Origin of the sequence: Mesorhizobium sp. WSM3859 (genome assembly GCF_002295065.1) — a bacterium.
Taxonomy (GTDB): Bacteria; Pseudomonadota; Alphaproteobacteria; order Rhizobiales; family Rhizobiaceae; genus Mesorhizobium.
The window spans coordinates 140674-155221 of the sequence record NZ_NSGG01000001.1; the positions used below are offsets into that span (position 1 = coordinate 140674).

General features: G+C 61.5%; 15 protein-coding genes and 1 tRNA gene. 10 read left to right on the plus strand and 6 right to left on the minus strand.

Going from position 1 to position 14548, the window contains the following annotated elements; genetic code table 11:
- From ctaD to CK230_RS00690, 5 genes are all read left to right on the plus strand, one after another.
- On the plus strand, positions 1-1770 hold the full coding sequence (gene ctaD, locus CK230_RS00670; protein WP_095815297.1) for a cytochrome c oxidase subunit I: 1770 nt from the start codon (positions 1-3) through the stop codon (positions 1768-1770).
- Positions 1767-2471: a cytochrome c oxidase subunit 3 gene (locus CK230_RS00675; protein ID WP_095815298.1), complete on the plus strand. Its 705-nt coding sequence runs from the start codon at positions 1767-1769 to the stop codon at positions 2469-2471. The genes ctaD and CK230_RS00675 overlap by 4 nt, the downstream gene beginning before the upstream one ends.
- Before the next feature lie 10 nt (positions 2472-2481).
- Positions 2482-3204, plus strand: coding sequence for a heme-copper oxidase subunit III family protein (locus CK230_RS00680; protein WP_095815299.1), 723 nt, complete (start codon positions 2482-2484; stop codon positions 3202-3204).
- 10 nt (positions 3205-3214) lie between these two features.
- Positions 3215-3613: a cytochrome C oxidase subunit IV family protein gene (locus tag CK230_RS00685; protein WP_095815300.1), complete on the plus strand. Its 399-nt coding sequence runs from the start codon at positions 3215-3217 to the stop codon at positions 3611-3613.
- A gap of 150 nt (positions 3614-3763) precedes the next feature.
- On the plus strand, positions 3764-4237 hold the full coding sequence (locus CK230_RS00690) for an aminoacyl-tRNA deacylase (RefSeq protein ID WP_095815301.1): 474 nt from the start codon (positions 3764-3766) through the stop codon (positions 4235-4237).
- A gap of 39 nt (positions 4238-4276) precedes the next feature.
- Here the strand turns inward: CK230_RS00690 and CK230_RS00695 are convergent, their stop codons facing one another.
- The 4 genes from CK230_RS00695 to tig all read right to left on the minus strand — a co-directional run bounded on the left by CK230_RS00695 (position 4277) and on the right by tig (position 8564).
- A complete protein-coding gene (locus CK230_RS00695) occupies positions 4277-5095 on the minus strand; it encodes a DUF2189 domain-containing protein (protein WP_095815302.1) in 819 nt (272 codons plus the stop codon).
- 472 nt (positions 5096-5567) lie between these two features.
- Entirely contained in the window at positions 5568-5948 is a 381-nt protein-coding gene (locus tag CK230_RS00700) for a cytochrome c family protein (RefSeq protein WP_095815303.1), read from the minus strand.
- 374 nt (positions 5949-6322) lie between these two features.
- Positions 6323-6886, minus strand: coding sequence for a hypothetical protein (locus CK230_RS00705; RefSeq protein WP_245429775.1), 564 nt, complete (start codon positions 6884-6886; stop codon positions 6323-6325).
- Between the two features lie 190 nt (positions 6887-7076).
- Positions 7077-8564 carry a trigger factor gene (gene tig, locus CK230_RS00710; RefSeq protein ID WP_095815305.1) on the minus strand — a complete coding sequence of 496 codons (1488 nt, stop codon included), beginning with the start codon at positions 8562-8564 and terminating at the stop codon, positions 7077-7079.
- A gap of 342 nt (positions 8565-8906) precedes the next feature.
- On the opposite strand from tig, the gene CK230_RS00715 reads away from it, so the two are divergent.
- Positions 8907-8991: transfer RNA gene (locus CK230_RS00715), tRNA-Leu, on the plus strand.
- 330 nt (positions 8992-9321) lie between these two features.
- Positions 9322-10254 carry a hypothetical protein gene (locus tag CK230_RS00720; RefSeq protein ID WP_095815306.1) on the plus strand — a complete coding sequence of 311 codons (933 nt, stop codon included), beginning with the start codon at positions 9322-9324 and terminating at the stop codon, positions 10252-10254.
- Positions 10255-10295: 41 nt separating this feature from the next.
- On the opposite strand, the gene CK230_RS00725 is transcribed toward CK230_RS00720, so the two are convergent.
- Positions 10296-10877, minus strand: a complete 582-nt coding sequence (locus CK230_RS00725; RefSeq protein WP_095815307.1) for a GDYXXLXY domain-containing protein — start codon at positions 10875-10877, stop codon at positions 10296-10298.
- Complete coding sequence (locus CK230_RS00730) at positions 10874-11992, minus strand: DUF2157 domain-containing protein (RefSeq protein ID WP_095815308.1); 1119 nt, start codon at positions 11990-11992, stop codon at positions 10874-10876. Before CK230_RS00730 ends, CK230_RS00725 begins: the two co-directional genes overlap by 4 nt.
- 235 nt (positions 11993-12227) lie before the next feature.
- Between CK230_RS00730 and CK230_RS00735 the strand changes: the two genes are divergently transcribed.
- From CK230_RS00735 to trmFO, 3 genes are all read left to right on the plus strand, one after another.
- A complete protein-coding gene (locus tag CK230_RS00735) occupies positions 12228-12368 on the plus strand; it encodes a DUF1127 domain-containing protein (protein WP_082056373.1) in 141 nt (46 codons plus the stop codon).
- A gap of 50 nt (positions 12369-12418) precedes the next feature.
- Entirely contained in the window at positions 12419-12559 is a 141-nt protein-coding gene (locus tag CK230_RS00740) for a DUF1127 domain-containing protein (protein WP_082056374.1), read from the plus strand.
- A gap of 417 nt (positions 12560-12976) precedes the next feature.
- The gene (gene trmFO / locus CK230_RS00745; protein WP_095815309.1) at positions 12977-14386 is read left to right on the plus strand and encodes a methylenetetrahydrofolate--tRNA-(uracil(54)-C(5))-methyltransferase (FADH(2)-oxidizing) TrmFO; all 1410 of its coding nucleotides are present in this window, start codon (positions 12977-12979) and stop codon (positions 14384-14386) included.
- Positions 14387-14548: the final 162 nt, after the last annotated feature.

A 14548-nucleotide genomic window follows, 5' to 3' on the forward strand; every position in this document is an offset into this window, starting at 1 on the left:
ATGGTCGACGTTACACCCGCAGATGCTGTTCCGCCCGCCGAAGTTGGGGAGGTGGAACTCTACCATCCGCACAGCTGGTGGACGAAATATGTCTTCTCGCAGGATGCGAAGGTCATAGCGGTCCAGTACTCGGCAACGGCAACCGCGATCGGCCTTGTGGCGCTGGTTCTGTCCTGGCTCATGCGCCTGCAGCTCGGCTTTCCCGGCACGTTCGACTTCATCACGCCGGAGGCCTACTACCAGTTCATCACCATGCACGGCATGATCATGGTGATCTACCTGCTCACCGCGCTCTTCCTCGGCGGCTTCGGCAACTACCTCATCCCGCTGATGGTCGGCGCCCGCGACATGGTCTTTCCCTATGTCAACATGCTGAGCTACTGGATCTATCTACTCGCCGTGCTCGTTTTGGTGTCGAGCTTCTTTGCGCCGGGCGGACCGACCGGCGCCGGCTGGACGCTCTACCCGCCGCAGGCGATCATGACCGGCACGCCGGGCGGCCAGGACTGGGGCATCATCCTGATGCTCTCTTCGCTCATCCTGTTCATCATCGGCTTCACCATGGGTGGCCTCAACTATGTGGTGACGGTGTTGCAGGGCCGCACGCGCGGCATGACCCTGATGCGCCTGCCGCTTACCGTCTGGGGCATCTTCACCGCCACCGTCATGGCGCTGCTCGCCTTCCCGGCGCTGTTTGTCGCTTGTGTGATGATGCTGCTCGACCGCGCCCTCGGCACCTCATTCTTCATGCCGGCGATCGTCGAGATGGGCCAGCAATTGCAGCACAATGGCGGCAGTCCGATCCTGTTCCAGCATCTGTTCTGGTTCTTCGGCCATCCGGAGGTCTACATCGTCGCCCTGCCGGCCTTCGGCATCGTGTCAGACCTGATCAGCACGCATGCGCGCAAGAACATCTTCGGCTACCGCATGATGGTTTGGGCGATCATCGCCATCGGCGCCCTGAGCTTCGTTGTCTGGGCGCACCACATGTATGTCAGCGGCATGAACCCCTATTTCGGCTTCTTCTTCGCGACCACAACCCTGATCATTGCCGTGCCGACGGCAATCAAGGTCTATAACTGGGTGCTGACGCTGTGGCGCGGCGATATCCATCTGACCACACCGATGCTTTTCGCCCTCGCCTTCATCGTCACTTTCGTCAATGGCGGCCTGACCGGACTATTCCTCGGCAATGTCGTCGTCGACGTGCCGCTGTCGGACACGATGTTCGTCGTCGCCCATTTCCACATGGTCATGGGCGTCGCGCCGATCCTGGTCATCTTCGGCGCGATCTATCATTGGTATCCGAAGGTCACCGGACGGATGCTCGACGAAACGCTCGGCAAGTTCCACTTCTGGGTAACCTTCCTCGGCGCCTACCTGATCTTCTTCCCCATGCATTATCTCGGCCTGATGGGCGTTCCCCGGCGTTACGCCGAGCTCACCGACATGACCATAATGACGGAATCGGCTCATCACCTGAACTCGTTCATCTCGATCATGGCCTTCATCGTCGGTTTCGCCCAGATGGTGTTCCTATTCAACCTGATCTGGAGCATCCGGCATGGCCGCGAGGCCGGCGGCAACCCCTGGCGGGCGACGACGCTGGAATGGCAGACGCCGCAGACGCCACCGGCGCACGGCAATTTCGGCAAGGAACTGCCCATCGTCTATCGCTGGGCCTATGACTACAGCGTGCCGGGGGCCAAGGAGGACTTCATCCCGCAGAACGTGCCGGGCGACTTCGCACCCTCGAGGGAGTCGGCATGAGCGTCATCGTGGTCTTTCTGCTGGTGATCGCCGGCTTTGCCGGATGGTGGCTTTCGCACCAGCGGCTGACGGCCAAGCCCTGGCTGGAGCAAGGCCTGGCCGGGGATTTCGTCGGTTTCGACCGGTCGGCGCTGCCAACCGCCAAGATCGGCCTCGGCGTCTTCCTCGCCGTCGTCGGCTGCCTGTTTTCGCTGTTCACCAGCGCCTATTTCATGCGCATGGGCCTTCCCGACTGGCAGTCGCTGCCGCTGCCGCGCCTGCTCTGGCTCAACACCGGTGTGCTGGTGCTAAGCAGCGTCGCGCTGCAATGTGCCGTGGTCGCCGCGCGCAAGGGCCAGATCGACAACGTCCGGCTGGGCCTAGCCACGGCGGGACTCACGACGCTTGCCTTCCTCGTCGGTCAGTTGATGGCATGGCGACAACTGACCGGAGACGGCTATGTGCTCACGTCCAACCCGGCCAACAGCTTCTTCTATCTGATCACCGGCATGCATGGGCTGCACATACTCGGCGGTCTGGTCGGACTTGGGAGGACGAGCATCGGCGCCTGGAACGGAGCACGGCCGGAGCGGCTTCGTCTCAGCGTCGAGCTCTGCGCTATGTACTGGCATTTCCTGCTTTTCGTCTGGCTCTGCATCTTCGCTCTGCTGGCGGGTTGGGCCGCGACCTTCATCGACATCTGCCGACAGCTGCTGACCTAGGAGACTGGCGATGGCCGAGACGACCATGACACATACCAGCCAGATGGAGCCCAGGCCCGCCGGTTGGCGCGGCATCGCCGCCGATTGGGCCTCGGACCAGCGGGCGTTCAAGAACGTGTCCTGGGGCAAGGCCATGATGTGGATCTTCCTGCTCAGCGACACCTTCATCTTCGGCTGCTTCCTGCTCTCCTATATGACCGCGCGCATGTCGACGCGCGTGCCTTGGCCGAATCCGAGCGAAGTTTTCGCCCTGCGCATCGGCGGCTCGGAGATCCCGCTGATCCTGATTGCCATCATGACCTTCGTGCTGATCTCGAGCAGCGGCACCATGGCCATGGCTGTCAATTTCGGCTACCGCCACGATCGCCGCAAAACCGCGATCCTGATGCTTTTGACCGCCGCACTCGGCGCGACATTCGTCGGCATGCAGGCCTTCGAATGGACCAAGCTGATCACCGAAGGGGTGCGGCCATGGGGCAATCCCTGGGGGGCCGCGCAATTCGGCTCATGCTTCTTCATGATCACCGGCTTCCACGGCACCCATGTCACGATCGGCGTGATCTTCCTGATCATCGTGGCGCGAAAGGTCTGGCGTGGCGATTTCGACATCGGGCGGCCCGGCTTCTTCACCAGCCGCCGGGGTCGTTACGAGAATGTCGAGATCATGGGCCTCTACTGGCACTTCGTCGACCTGGTCTGGGTGTTCATCTTCGCCTTCTTCTATCTTTGGTGAGGCAGATAATATGGCTGAAGCAACCGCAAACGGTCTCGGACAACACGCACTGCACGCCACCCATGCGCATGATGCGCAGGCCGCCGCCACCACGGACACCCACCAGGAGCACCCGATCAAGCTCTACCTGGTGGTCTGGGCGTGGCTGTTCATCCTCAGTACATGCTCCTACCTGGTCGATTATTTCGGCATCCACGGCTATCTCAGATGGTCGCTGATCCTGATCTTCATGATGCTCAAGGCGGGATTGATCGTCGCCGTCTTCATGCACATGGCCTGGGAGCGGCTGGCGATGATGTATGCGATCATCCTGCCGCCGATATTGGTGCTGGTCTTCGTGACCATGATGGTTTTCGAAGCCGATTATACGCTGCTGACCCGTATCGCGTTTTTCGGACCCGGCCCCTGACCGGATACATTCTCGCGGCCGCCGGAGCCGCGGATGCCGGTGCCTTGAAACGACAGGCGGCCGATCCATTTTCCGGAGCAGCAACCGGGCGCAATCGTGATTGCCCGGTTTTGCGCATGCGTCGTGAACTCAAGCAAAAGGACGCGGACAATGACCATAGCAAACAGGCTGAGGCATTTTATCGACGGCAAGGGAATCCCGTACGACACCGTTGCGCATCACCGCACATCCACCAGCAGGCAGGCTGCCATCGCCGCGCATGTACCCGGCAGCATCATGGCCAAGTCCGTGGTCGTTCACCACGAGCTCGGTTATGCGCTGGCCGTGGTCCCGAGCACCCACAGGATCGAGCTCGGCAAGCTGCAGGACGTCATGGACAAGCGCCTTGGGCTCGCCTCGGAGGACGAGGTGGTGTCGCTCTTCGATGATTGCGACATCGGCGCCGTACCGCCGATCGGCGCGGCCTATGACGTACCAGTCTTTCTGGACGAAAGCCTGCGCGATGTCGCCGATGTCTATTTCGAAGGCGGCGACCACAAGACGCTGGTGCATGTCAGCGGCAAGGACTTCCGCAACCTGACCACCGGCGCGCGCCAGGCGCGGTTCAGCCACCCGGCTTTCTGAGCACTCCGGCACAGATCGCCAATACGCGACAGGGCTTGCTTACTGCGCCGGTCTGGGGCTGGCCGGCGGCTCCACGACCTTGCGATATACATGCCAGGTGGCGTGACCAAGGATCGGCAGCACCACCGCCAGTCCGGCGAACACGGGCAGCGAACCGATGATCAGCGCGACGGCGACGATCAGCCCCCAGACCGCCATCACGATCGGGTTGGCCAGGACCACGCGCACCGAGGTGTGGATGGCTTCATAGGCACCGACGTCGCGATCAAGCAGCAGCGGGAAGGCCACCACGGTGGTGCAGAGCACGACCACGGCGAACACGAACCCTATGGCGTGACCCAGCAGGATCAGCGTCCAGCCGCGCCCGGTGGCGAATATCTCCGCTATGAAACTGGACAGTGACGCCGGCGGCTCGGGACCGAACAGTTGCTCGTAAAAAATCTTGGCGGTCAAAAGCCAGGCGATGAAGACCGCAAACAACATGATCCCGACCGCGGCGATTGCCGGCACCGCCGGGGAGTTCCTGACTTCGAACGCGTGCTGCCAGGATGCATCGAGCCCGGCCTCCCGTCTGCGGCTGATTTCGTAGAGTCCGATTGCCGCGAAGGGGCCGATCAGCGCAAAACCCGAGACCAGCGGAAACAGCAGCGGCAGCGCGTTTGCGCCCGACGTCCATGTGGCAAGCACCACGCCGACGAGTGGATAGATCATGCACAGAAACACGATGTGCGAGGGTTTGACCATGAAGTCGTCGACACCGCGCTTGAGCGCATCGAAAAGATCGGAAACGCCGATCTTTCTTACCCTGGTATGTTCCAGCGTTTCGCTGGCGCCTGCAATCACGTGAAAGCTTGCCATGACCGTTCCTCCAGATCGGGCCCGGCAAGGTCGCGGAATTCACGCTGCTACCGCTCTGCGTGATGGCCACGCAAACCGCGACCTGCACCGACTGGCAACATACCCCTTTTTGCCTGATTTGTCGTCATTTCATTGGGACGGGTGCGGAAGCCAGCCAGGTCGGCACACTGGCTCCAGAAGGTTTTTTTCGATATTCTCTTGCAGCGTCGCGCGCGCCCTTTTTTGGGCCTGCAACGGGCGCTGTAGCGCTTTGATGATCCTATGGCCCCTTTTGAAGATCGATCCCGATTTTCGGGGCATACGCCCGGTCGAAGGTGAACGTGATGGACACGCGGACGCTTGTCATACTCGGCTTTGGCATAGTTGTTCTGCTGCTGTTGGGGTTCTTCGCGCTGCCGGCGTAACGGCGCGCGGCGCAACCTTTCAACAGTGCAATTGCCGGACGATCAGCGATGGCGCCCGGAAGGGCCGTCTATTTGGAAAATTGCTTCAGGTAGGCGATGACGTTGGCTATGTCCTTATCGTCCTTGAGGCCGGGAAATGTCATCTTCGTCCCCTTGACCATTGCCTGGGGGGCGTGGAGGTAGGTCGTCAGGGTCGACTCGTCCCATTTGACGCCGGACTTTCCAGCCGCGATCATGGCCGGGGAATAGGTGAAACCGGGATGCGTGCCGGCAACCCGCCCGATGACGCCGTTCAGAGACGGACCGATCCTGTTCTGGTCCTGGTCGGCAACGTGGCAGACCTTGCATTTGGTGAAGACCTTCTCGCCCGCGGCGGCATCTTGCGCCTGCGATGGGCTTGCGAAGAAGGTCGTAGCGGACAAGACGATGAAAAGCGCGATTATACGCATCGCATTTCCTCCCTGATGGTCTCGTTTTGCGTCGGAACGATCGGCACCACGCCGGTCCCCGCCTGCGTGTGCTGCACGTTAGAGCGGAGAATCCGGGTTTCTTCAGTGGAATTGCGGCACCTATATACCACAGAATCGCCCAAAAGGATAGAAAAAGCCAGCTTTTGCTGAGGCTTAGGTCCGCACAATGCGATGGTCGACTTCATCGGAAAGGTGGTCGGACGCGCCAATGACGACCGTCGAACTGGAAATCGTATTCCAAAGCATGTCTCCCGAAAGTGGGAACCGGTTTTGGGAGAAAGACATGCGTAAAATCAAAACCTAAAGCGCATGGAGCGAATATGAAGGATAGCGACGCGCTTTAGGCGGCGAGGTCAAGGTGGATCGGTTTTGCAGCTTGCGGCGATCTGGCCGATCGCTTTGGAGAGACCTGCAAGCTCGAAATCGGCCTCGCCGCGCCCCGACAGGAGGCCGAAGCGCCATGACAGCGTCAGCCGGCTCGCTGAAACCAGGCGCTTGATGCCGTCGTCCCCGTCCCTGACCAGCGTTCTGCCGCGCGGGCCGACCGACCAGCTTTCATCGGTCTTGCCGCCGTCGACAATGACGGAGATGGTGATCTTGCGGCTGGCGGAGACCGGATCCTTGAGCTGCAGCCATTCGCTCCAGCGTGGTTCGCCATCGCGCCGGCAAGCCAGCGTCAGCACCGGGCTGTAGCCCAGCGCTCCGCCCCCTGTGATGAGCTTGTTGATGGCATGCAGCGAGGCCGTTATCTGGGCGTCGCTGCCGGTGTCGACGCGCCAATTGCCGAGATCCGGCTCGGTCCGGGCGCCTCCTTCGGCCGCCGCCAAGAGGAGCGCCGGGACATCCGGCTCGGCGCGGACGCTCCCGCCCGTCGTCGCCAACAAGAGCGTCGCGGCAACGACTAAGCCTCTTACCATGAACCCCAGCCTCACAAATGCCTCCGACCCCGCGAACGCCATCGAAAACAGATAATCTTCAACGGTTGGTATCGCCAGCGGCAGACCATCAAGACAAGTTGCGTGTGTTGCCGCGCCGCCACAATGACACAGGCTGTAATGAAAAAGGCCGCCCGGAGGCGGCCTTTCGAAATTGCGGTGCTGAAACCGGTTATTCGGCTTCCTTGGCGGCCTTCTTCTTCGGCGCGGCCTTCTTCTTCGGCTCTTCCGCCTCAGCGGCGGCTTCGCCCGCCTCTGCCTTGGCTTCAGCCTTCTTCGAAGCCTTCTTGGCCGGCTTCGCCTTCGTCGCGGTTTCGGCTTCCTCGTCGTCGGCCATCAGCTCGTCCTTGCCGACCTTGACGTCATTGACCGAGATCTGGCCGAGCAGATAGTCCACGACCTTCTCTTCGAACATCGGTGCGCGCAGCGCGTTGATGGCTTCCGGATTGCTGCGATAGAACTCGAAGGCTTCCTGCTGCTGGTTGGCCGGGAAGCGGCGCACCTGCTCGAACAGGCCGCGCTGCAGCTCCTCGTCCGACACGGTGACGCGGGCCTTCTCGCCGATCTCGGCGAGCACCAGACCGAGACGCACGCGGCGCTCGGCAAGGCGCATATATTCGGCGCGCGCCTCTTCTTCCGTCGTCTCTTCGTCGGCGAAGGTTCGGCCGGCGGCCTCGAGGTCGCGGTTGACCTGAGCCCAGATGTTGTTGAACTCGGCCTCGACGAGCTTGGACGGCGCCTCGAACGAATAGGACGCGTCGAGCTGGTCGAGCAGCTGGCGCTTCACCTTCTGGCGGGTCATCGAGCCGAACTGGTTCTCGATCTGGCCGCGCACGATCTCGCGCAGGCGCTCGAGCGATTCCAGGCCGAGATTCTTGGCCGTCTCGTCATTGACTTCGAGCTCACCCGGCGCCGACACTTCCTTAACGGTGACGTCGAAGGTGGCTTCCTTGCCGGCCAGATGCGCGGCCTGATAATTCTCCGGGAACGTGACGGTGATCTGCTTCTCATCGCCGGCCTTCGTGCCGATCAGCTGGTCCTCGAAGCCCGGGATGAACTCCTTGGAGCCGAGCACCAGCGGCTGGTCGGTGCCGGCGCCGCCGGCGAAAGCCTCGCCGTCGATCTTGCCGAGATAATCGATGGTCACGCGGTCGCCCTCGGCGGCCTTGCCGGTCTTCGGCTCGTAGCTGCGCGCCGATTCGGCAACGCGCTTGACCTGATCGTCGACTTCCGATTCCGGCACGTCATAGACCTGGCGCGTCACCTTGATGTCGGAGAAGTCCTTGATCTCGATCGCCGGGATGACCTCGTAGTTGAGGCTGAATTCGAAATCGGTGCCGCCGGCCAGGATCTTCTCGGCTTCCTTCTCGTCCTCGGTCATGATCACTTCGGGCTGCATGGCGGCCTTTTCGCCGCGGCCGGTGATGATCGAACGGGTCGAGTCGTTGAGGATCTCGTTGACGACCTCGGCCATGAACGACTTGCCGTACATCTTGCGCAGATGCTGCACCGGCACCTTGCCCGGGCGGAAGCCGTTGATGCGCACCTTGTCGCGGGCGTCGGTCAGCCGCGCCATCAGCTTGGCTTCCATGTCACCGGCCGGCACGGTGATCTTGATCTCGCGCTTGAGACCGGAGTTGAGCGTTTCGGTGACCTGCATCCTAGAACCTTTGTTTTAACGATGAGACTGCCAAACGGTCCTAGCCGTTTACAGCCTGCCGGTATGATGTTGCCGGAAATGGCTTTTGGTACGGAACCTGGCGATTTGACCGCTAACGCGGTTCAAACTCTCCTGAACTACGCCGTGCAAGATGCGAATAAGTCTTTGTTTTTCCTATAACTTTTCACATCTTGCAGAAGCGGAAACTCACGTTCCGTCACATTCGACACGCCTTTTGTCACAGGCCAGGCCAATTTTCAACTATCTTCGCGTCTAGCCGGATAAGCATGGCTTGAGCCTCGACATTGACAGAATGATGGCTACATGGGATTGCCGGGGAAAGCGGATGTGGCGGAATTGGTAGACGCCCTGGATTTAGGTTCCAGTGCCGAAAGGCGTGGGGGTTCGAGTCCCTTCATCCGCACCACCCTACGCTCTAGCGAGCTTCGGGTGGCGAGCCACCCTGAAGATGAGTGGACATAGGGCCCCTCCGAAGCCTTGGCAAAAGAAGTCTCGGAGCCGTCAATCCTGGCGACGCAAGCAAGGTCCTTACGCGTGCCGAGGCAACCCGCCTTCGCGCTCGGTGCACTTGAAATAGCCCGATAACAAGTTCTTAGTTGGAACAGGCGGGTTAGGGCTCTGTCAGGTTGTGCGCGTAGTTTCTCTAGTTCTGCGGGTTGGGTCGGCTCTCGCGGTTGCAACGTCTCAGACTGCAGCTTTGGAGTACACTCCGGCTTCTCCTCCGGGTCAGCGGCCAATGCTCATCGTCTCCGGCGAGTTCGACGCCAATGAGTCCTTGAACGGCTTCAGCCGCGCTGTTGTGAGCAGCGGGGCCAAGGTGATTGTATTCGACTCCCCAGGTGGCAACGTTGGCGGTGCCATACGGTTGGGGCGCATGATACGCGCAGCGGGGCTGGACACGCTTCAGGTCCGCCAAGTGCGGTGCGCTTCAGCCTGCTCACTGGCCTTCCTGGGCGGCATTCACCGTTTCGCCGAACCAGATTCTATCGGCATTCACCGGGCGTTTCTCAAACCGACAGACGGGATGTCCACCCAAGAAGCGGCAGCCCGTGTCCAGTTCGGAACGGCCGCGATCATATCCTATGTGGTCGAGATGGGCGTGGACCCGAAGCTGATTGAATTGGCTTCTAGCTATGGCAAGCATGACCTACGATATCTATCGGCCAGCGAAATGGCTGAGTTGCGTGTGACCAATGTCGCAGCAGACCAATCGCCCGCCGATATGTCACAAGTGCCAACGAGGCCAAATCCTGCCCCCTTATCTGCGCCTGCATCCGATGCCAGGCAGCAGCCCGAGAGCATTGCGGTCGCTTTCGTCAAGGGTCTCATCGAGCATCACGGCGACAACGACGATTTCGCTCTTGCCCAAGTTCAGGCATCCTACGCTCCGAAGGTCGACTATTACGGCAAGCTGACGAACTTGAGGTCGATCATTCAGGACAAGAGGAACTATTACAAGCGATGGCCTCAACGCGTATATAACGTCCGCAATGAAAGCGTTGCGGTCAGTTGCACCAACGATCGCTGCATGGTGTCCGGCGTGTATGACTGGGTTGTGCGCAGCCCCTTGATACACAAGCAGGAACAAGGCGCAGCAAGCTTCAACTATACGATTTCGATCGGTCCCTATCCCAAAATCATCGCAGAGACAGGCAGTGTTCAGCGATAACCGCCGTTGAGGCGAACCACTAAGGCCAAGGCCTGTACACTCTAATAAAGCGGCTCCTCGAACAGCGTCTTGTCGCCGTCCATCAGCGCCTTGATCTGTGCCGTGCCGTCGGATGCGAGCGCAAGCTTGATGCCGAACGGCCGCACGCGAATGTCGTCCTGGATCGCCACGCCTTCGCCCTCCGGCAGATAGAAGCGGTCGATCCCGTAATCCGGCGCGATCGTCGCATCCGCGTCACGAAGGCCCCAGCCCTCCACGACATGCCCGGCAATGTCCGCTTCACCGTCGCCTGCCTGTGACGGCGCCTGGCCGAACCAGGCGGTCGTTGGCTGCCAGTAGCCGTCGGCGCCCCTCCTCAGCCGCACCACGATCGATGTGTCGTCGCTGGAGAACTTGCCTTCCGGAATGTTGGCGATCAGCTTCACCGGAATCCGCGAAATATTGTTGTTGAGCGAGATATAGTCGCCACGCAGCAGATCGCGCGGATCGACGGGCTGGACCTTCAGCAGCACTTCCTTGCCGTTGCGCAGGATCGCGGCGCGGCCGGCGATGATCCAGCTGAGAAAGCCGATCTGGACAAGCGCCAGCACCAGCGCTGAGATGATCAGTTTCTTCCCGGTCATACTGTCGCTCCTGTTCCGGCAGGCACCTTCATGCGCCTCTCGATGCGGATGATGATCAGCGCCAGTATGCCGAGCAGCACCGCCGCGGCCAGGAAGAAGCCGGCCGTATCCAGCATCGACCTCAAGGTGACGCTGTAGATGATGGCGAGTTCGAAGGCGAAGCCGGTATAGGCCAGCCAGCGCAAGCCCCTGCTCTCGCGCCCCGCCAGCATGATTGCCGCCACGATGCTGGCCAGCGCCACGATCGAAGCGACGGCAAACCCGCTGTTGTAGGTGCTTTCATCCGCCAGCTCGAACTGGATGATCGCCATGCCGGTGAGGAAGCCGAGCAAGGCGTGCAAGGGCAGCCGGCCGCCGAGCTGGAGGATCCTGTCGATCGGATCGCCCGCAAAGACCGAAGCGGCAAAGAGCAGCACGGAGGCGATGGCCAGCGACATGGCCACCGGCAGCGTCTCGCGATCCATGGCCAGCAGAACCAGATAGAGAATGACCGACAGAATGACGAGGTGGCGCGCGGCCTGGCTGCGCGTCCAGAACGAGATGGCGAACAAGACAATCGCCACGACGATGAAGAGATGCGGGGTTTCCGCGCGCCAATAGAAGCCGAACCCCTTGAGAACCAGCCAGGCGTCGGCGATGCCGACCGCCGCCACCGTCAGCGGGCTTGAACGCAGCGCGACTGCCGCCAGCGCCGTGCCGGCGCACCATGTCACCAGCGCCGAGGCCTCGTCGCCCGAAAGGTGGTACATCTGTCCGATCAGCGCGATCGATCCCCCGAACGCTGCCGCGGCAATGATCCACATCGCCTCGCCGATCGCGGCATGGTCTCGCGCCTTCAGCACCGCGCCGCCGACATAGCCGGCAAGAATGACCGCGAACAGAGCCGCCACGCGCAACAGGCGCGGGAAGGCCTCCCAATTGGCGGCGACGAAAATCAGGATCGCGGCGCCGAACAAAAGCGCCGCCATCATCGCCAGGATGGAGCCGAAGCTCAGCGACGCGCGCTCATTGGCGACGACATCGCGCGCCAGCGCCTCCGCCGTGGCGGGATTGATCAGCCCGATCTCCCGCCAGCGGGCGATATCCGCCCTCACCCGTGTGGCATAGCCCGCCATGCATTTCCCCCAAAGCCTGACCACTTCCTTAGTCGAAACAGCCAAACCGTTGACGCGGCGGCATTTTTCGATTCGGCCTTCTTTGTGACGCAGGCGTGAATGGCGATTAATGTTGCATTGCACAATTTGCATTGCTGCCATGCGCCGACGGCACTTTTAAACCGATATGATCCCACTTATTTTCTGTTCGTACACAAACGGAATGATCCGAACTGAAGACGAAACGAGAACTACCATGAACCTGATCCGCAACTACCGCAACTGGCGCCGCTACCGGGAAACCGTTTCCGAGCTGAACCGCCTGTCGAACCGTGAACTGACCGACCTCGGCATCAGCCGCAGCGACATCCACTACGTCGCCCGCAAGGCGGTCTAATCCGCTTCGGACCGCAAATGGTCCGAACCAGTTTTGAAGAGAGTAAGACAATGAACCTGATCCGTAGCTACCGTAACTGGCGCGTTTATCGCGAGACGGTTTCCGAGCTGGGTCGGCTTTCCAACCGTCAGCTCCATGATCTCGGCATCGTTCGCGACGAGATCAAGATGGTCGCCCGCAAGGCGATCTAACCAAGGAATTTCGCCAGGGTCGACCTCCTCCCCGACCCTGACGAATACGGTCAACCTTCACCTCCTCCCGAGGGTTGACCATCGAAACGGCGCCCGCCGGACCTCCTCCCCCGGCGGGCGTTGTTTAGAAGCGAACGAAGTTCGTCTTCCAAGCGAACGTAGTTTGTCTTCAAGCGAACGAAGTTCGTCTTCCAGGGGTTTCGCCCCCTCTAAAAAGCGAAAGGAATTTCGTCAAAGCCGACCTCCTCCCCGGCGATGACGAATCAGGTCGATCTTCACCTCCTCCCGGGGATCGACCCTCAAAACGACACCCGCCGGACCTCCTCCCCCGGCGGGTGTTGTTGTTTTTGGCGTCAGCTTCTCGCCGTCGCCGCCCGGCAATTGCAATCGGGCCGCCAAGCGATTATTCCGACGCCCATGAGCAAAAATCCCGTACACGTCGTCGGCGGCGGCCTCGCCGGCTCCGAAGCAGCATGGCAAATCGCCGAGGCCGGCGTTCCGGTCGTGCTGCACGAGATGCGCCCGGTGCGCGGCACCGACGCGCACAAGACCGATGGTCTGGCCGAGCTTGTCTGCTCGAACTCTTTCCGTTCCGACGATGCGCAGAGCAACGCGGTCGGCCTGCTGCATGCTGAAATGCGGCTGGCCGGCTCGCTGATCATGAGCGCCGGCGATGCCAACCAGGTTCCGGCCGGCGGCGCGCTGGCCGTCGACCGCGACCGGTTTTCCGACGCGGTCACCGCGAAGATCGAAGCGCATCCGCTGATCACCATCCAGCGCGAGGAAGTGCCTGGGCTCCCGCCGGCGGACTGGGACCAGGCGATCATTGCCACCGGTCCTCTGACGGCGCCGTCGCTGGCGCAATCGATCGCCGAGGCGACGGGCGCCGACGCGCTTGCCTTCTTCGACGCCATCGCGCCGATCGTGCATTTCGACACGATCGACATGAACACGGCCTGGTTCCAGTCGCGCTACGACAAGGTCGGTCCCGGCGGCACCGGCAAGGACTACATCAACTGCCCGATGGACAAGGACCAGTACTTCGACTTCGTCCAGGCGCTGCTGGACGGCCAGAAAACCGAGTTCAAGGAATGGGAAGGCACGCCCTATTTCGACGGCTGCCTGCCGATCGAGGTGATGGCCGAGCGCGGCGTCGAGACGCTACGCTACGGCCCGATGAAGCCGATGGGGCTGACCAACGCCCACAATCCCTCGGTAAAAGCCTATGCCGTGGTGCAGCTCCGTCAGGACAATGCGCTGGGCACGCTCTACAACATGGTCGGTTTCCAGACCAAGCTGAAGCACGCCGAGCAGGTGCGCATCTTCCGCACCATTCCCGGGCTCGAAAATGCCGAGTTCGCGCGCCTCGGCGGCCTGCACCGCAACACCTACATCAACTCGCCCACGCTGCTCGACCCCTCGCTGCAGCTGAAATTGCGGCCGGGCCTGCGCTTTGCCGGCCAGATCACCGGCTGCGAAGGCTATGTCGAAAGCGCCGCGATCGGCCTGCTTGCCGGCCGTTTTGCCGCCGCCGAGCGGCTCGGCCGGGCCCCCGCGCTGCCGCCGGCGACAACCGCCTTCGGCGCGCTGCTCAACCACATCACCGGCGGGCATATCGTGTCGGACGATGAGCCCGGCAAACGCTCCTTCCAGCCAATGAACGTCAATTTTGGGCTTTTCCCGCCGGCCGAAGCGCCGAAGACCGACGGCAAGCGCCTGCGCGGCAAGGACAAGACCGTCGCCAAACGTCACGCGATCACGGCGAGAGCGCTAGCCGATTGCCGCGAGTGGTTGGGACAGGCTCCCCGAACGGAAGCGGCAGCGTGACCTGCGGCTGACTTCTCGCGTCCGTCCCAGCTTTTGCCACCGGGCCACCAGTCCAGCGGCGACCCCTTCACCAGCGATTACGGACCGCTCCGAACGAAGTTGCCTGCGATACTGTGGCCAAGGAACACTTCCCCCATACGGTCTCATAGTGTATCACCCCGC

What these genes read in the sequence shown, in the direction of transcription:
- ctaD (WP_095815297.1), top strand. Translation starts at nt 1, where the DNA reads ATGGTCGACGTTACACCCGCAGATGCTGTTCCGCCCGCCGAAGTTGGG.
- CK230_RS00675 (WP_095815298.1), top strand. Translation starts at nt 1,767, where the DNA reads ATGAGCGTCATCGTGGTCTTTCTGCTGGTGATCGCCGGCTTTGCCGGA.
- CK230_RS00680 (WP_095815299.1), top strand. Translation starts at nt 2,482, where the DNA reads ATGGCCGAGACGACCATGACACATACCAGCCAGATGGAGCCCAGGCCC.
- CK230_RS00685 (WP_095815300.1), top strand. Translation starts at nt 3,215, where the DNA reads ATGGCTGAAGCAACCGCAAACGGTCTCGGACAACACGCACTGCACGCC.
- CK230_RS00690 (WP_095815301.1), top strand. Translation starts at nt 3,764, where the DNA reads ATGACCATAGCAAACAGGCTGAGGCATTTTATCGACGGCAAGGGAATC.
- CK230_RS00695 (WP_095815302.1), bottom strand. Translation starts at nt 5,095, where the DNA reads ATGGCAAGCTTTCACGTGATTGCAGGCGCCAGCGAAACGCTGGAACAT.
- CK230_RS00700 (WP_095815303.1), bottom strand. Translation starts at nt 5,948, where the DNA reads ATGCGTATAATCGCGCTTTTCATCGTCTTGTCCGCTACGACCTTCTTC.
- CK230_RS00705 (WP_245429775.1), bottom strand. Translation starts at nt 6,886, where the DNA reads ATGGTAAGAGGCTTAGTCGTTGCCGCGACGCTCTTGTTGGCGACGACG.
- tig (WP_095815305.1), bottom strand. Translation starts at nt 8,564, where the DNA reads ATGCAGGTCACCGAAACGCTCAACTCCGGTCTCAAGCGCGAGATCAAG.
- CK230_RS00720 (WP_095815306.1), top strand. Translation starts at nt 9,322, where the DNA reads ATGCTCATCGTCTCCGGCGAGTTCGACGCCAATGAGTCCTTGAACGGC.
- CK230_RS00725 (WP_095815307.1), bottom strand. Translation starts at nt 10,877, where the DNA reads ATGACCGGGAAGAAACTGATCATCTCAGCGCTGGTGCTGGCGCTTGTC.
- CK230_RS00730 (WP_095815308.1), bottom strand. Translation starts at nt 11,992, where the DNA reads ATGGCGGGCTATGCCACACGGGTGAGGGCGGATATCGCCCGCTGGCGG.
- CK230_RS00735 (WP_082056373.1), top strand. Translation starts at nt 12,228, where the DNA reads ATGAACCTGATCCGCAACTACCGCAACTGGCGCCGCTACCGGGAAACC.
- CK230_RS00740 (WP_082056374.1), top strand. Translation starts at nt 12,419, where the DNA reads ATGAACCTGATCCGTAGCTACCGTAACTGGCGCGTTTATCGCGAGACG.
- trmFO (WP_095815309.1), top strand. Translation starts at nt 12,977, where the DNA reads ATGAGCAAAAATCCCGTACACGTCGTCGGCGGCGGCCTCGCCGGCTCC.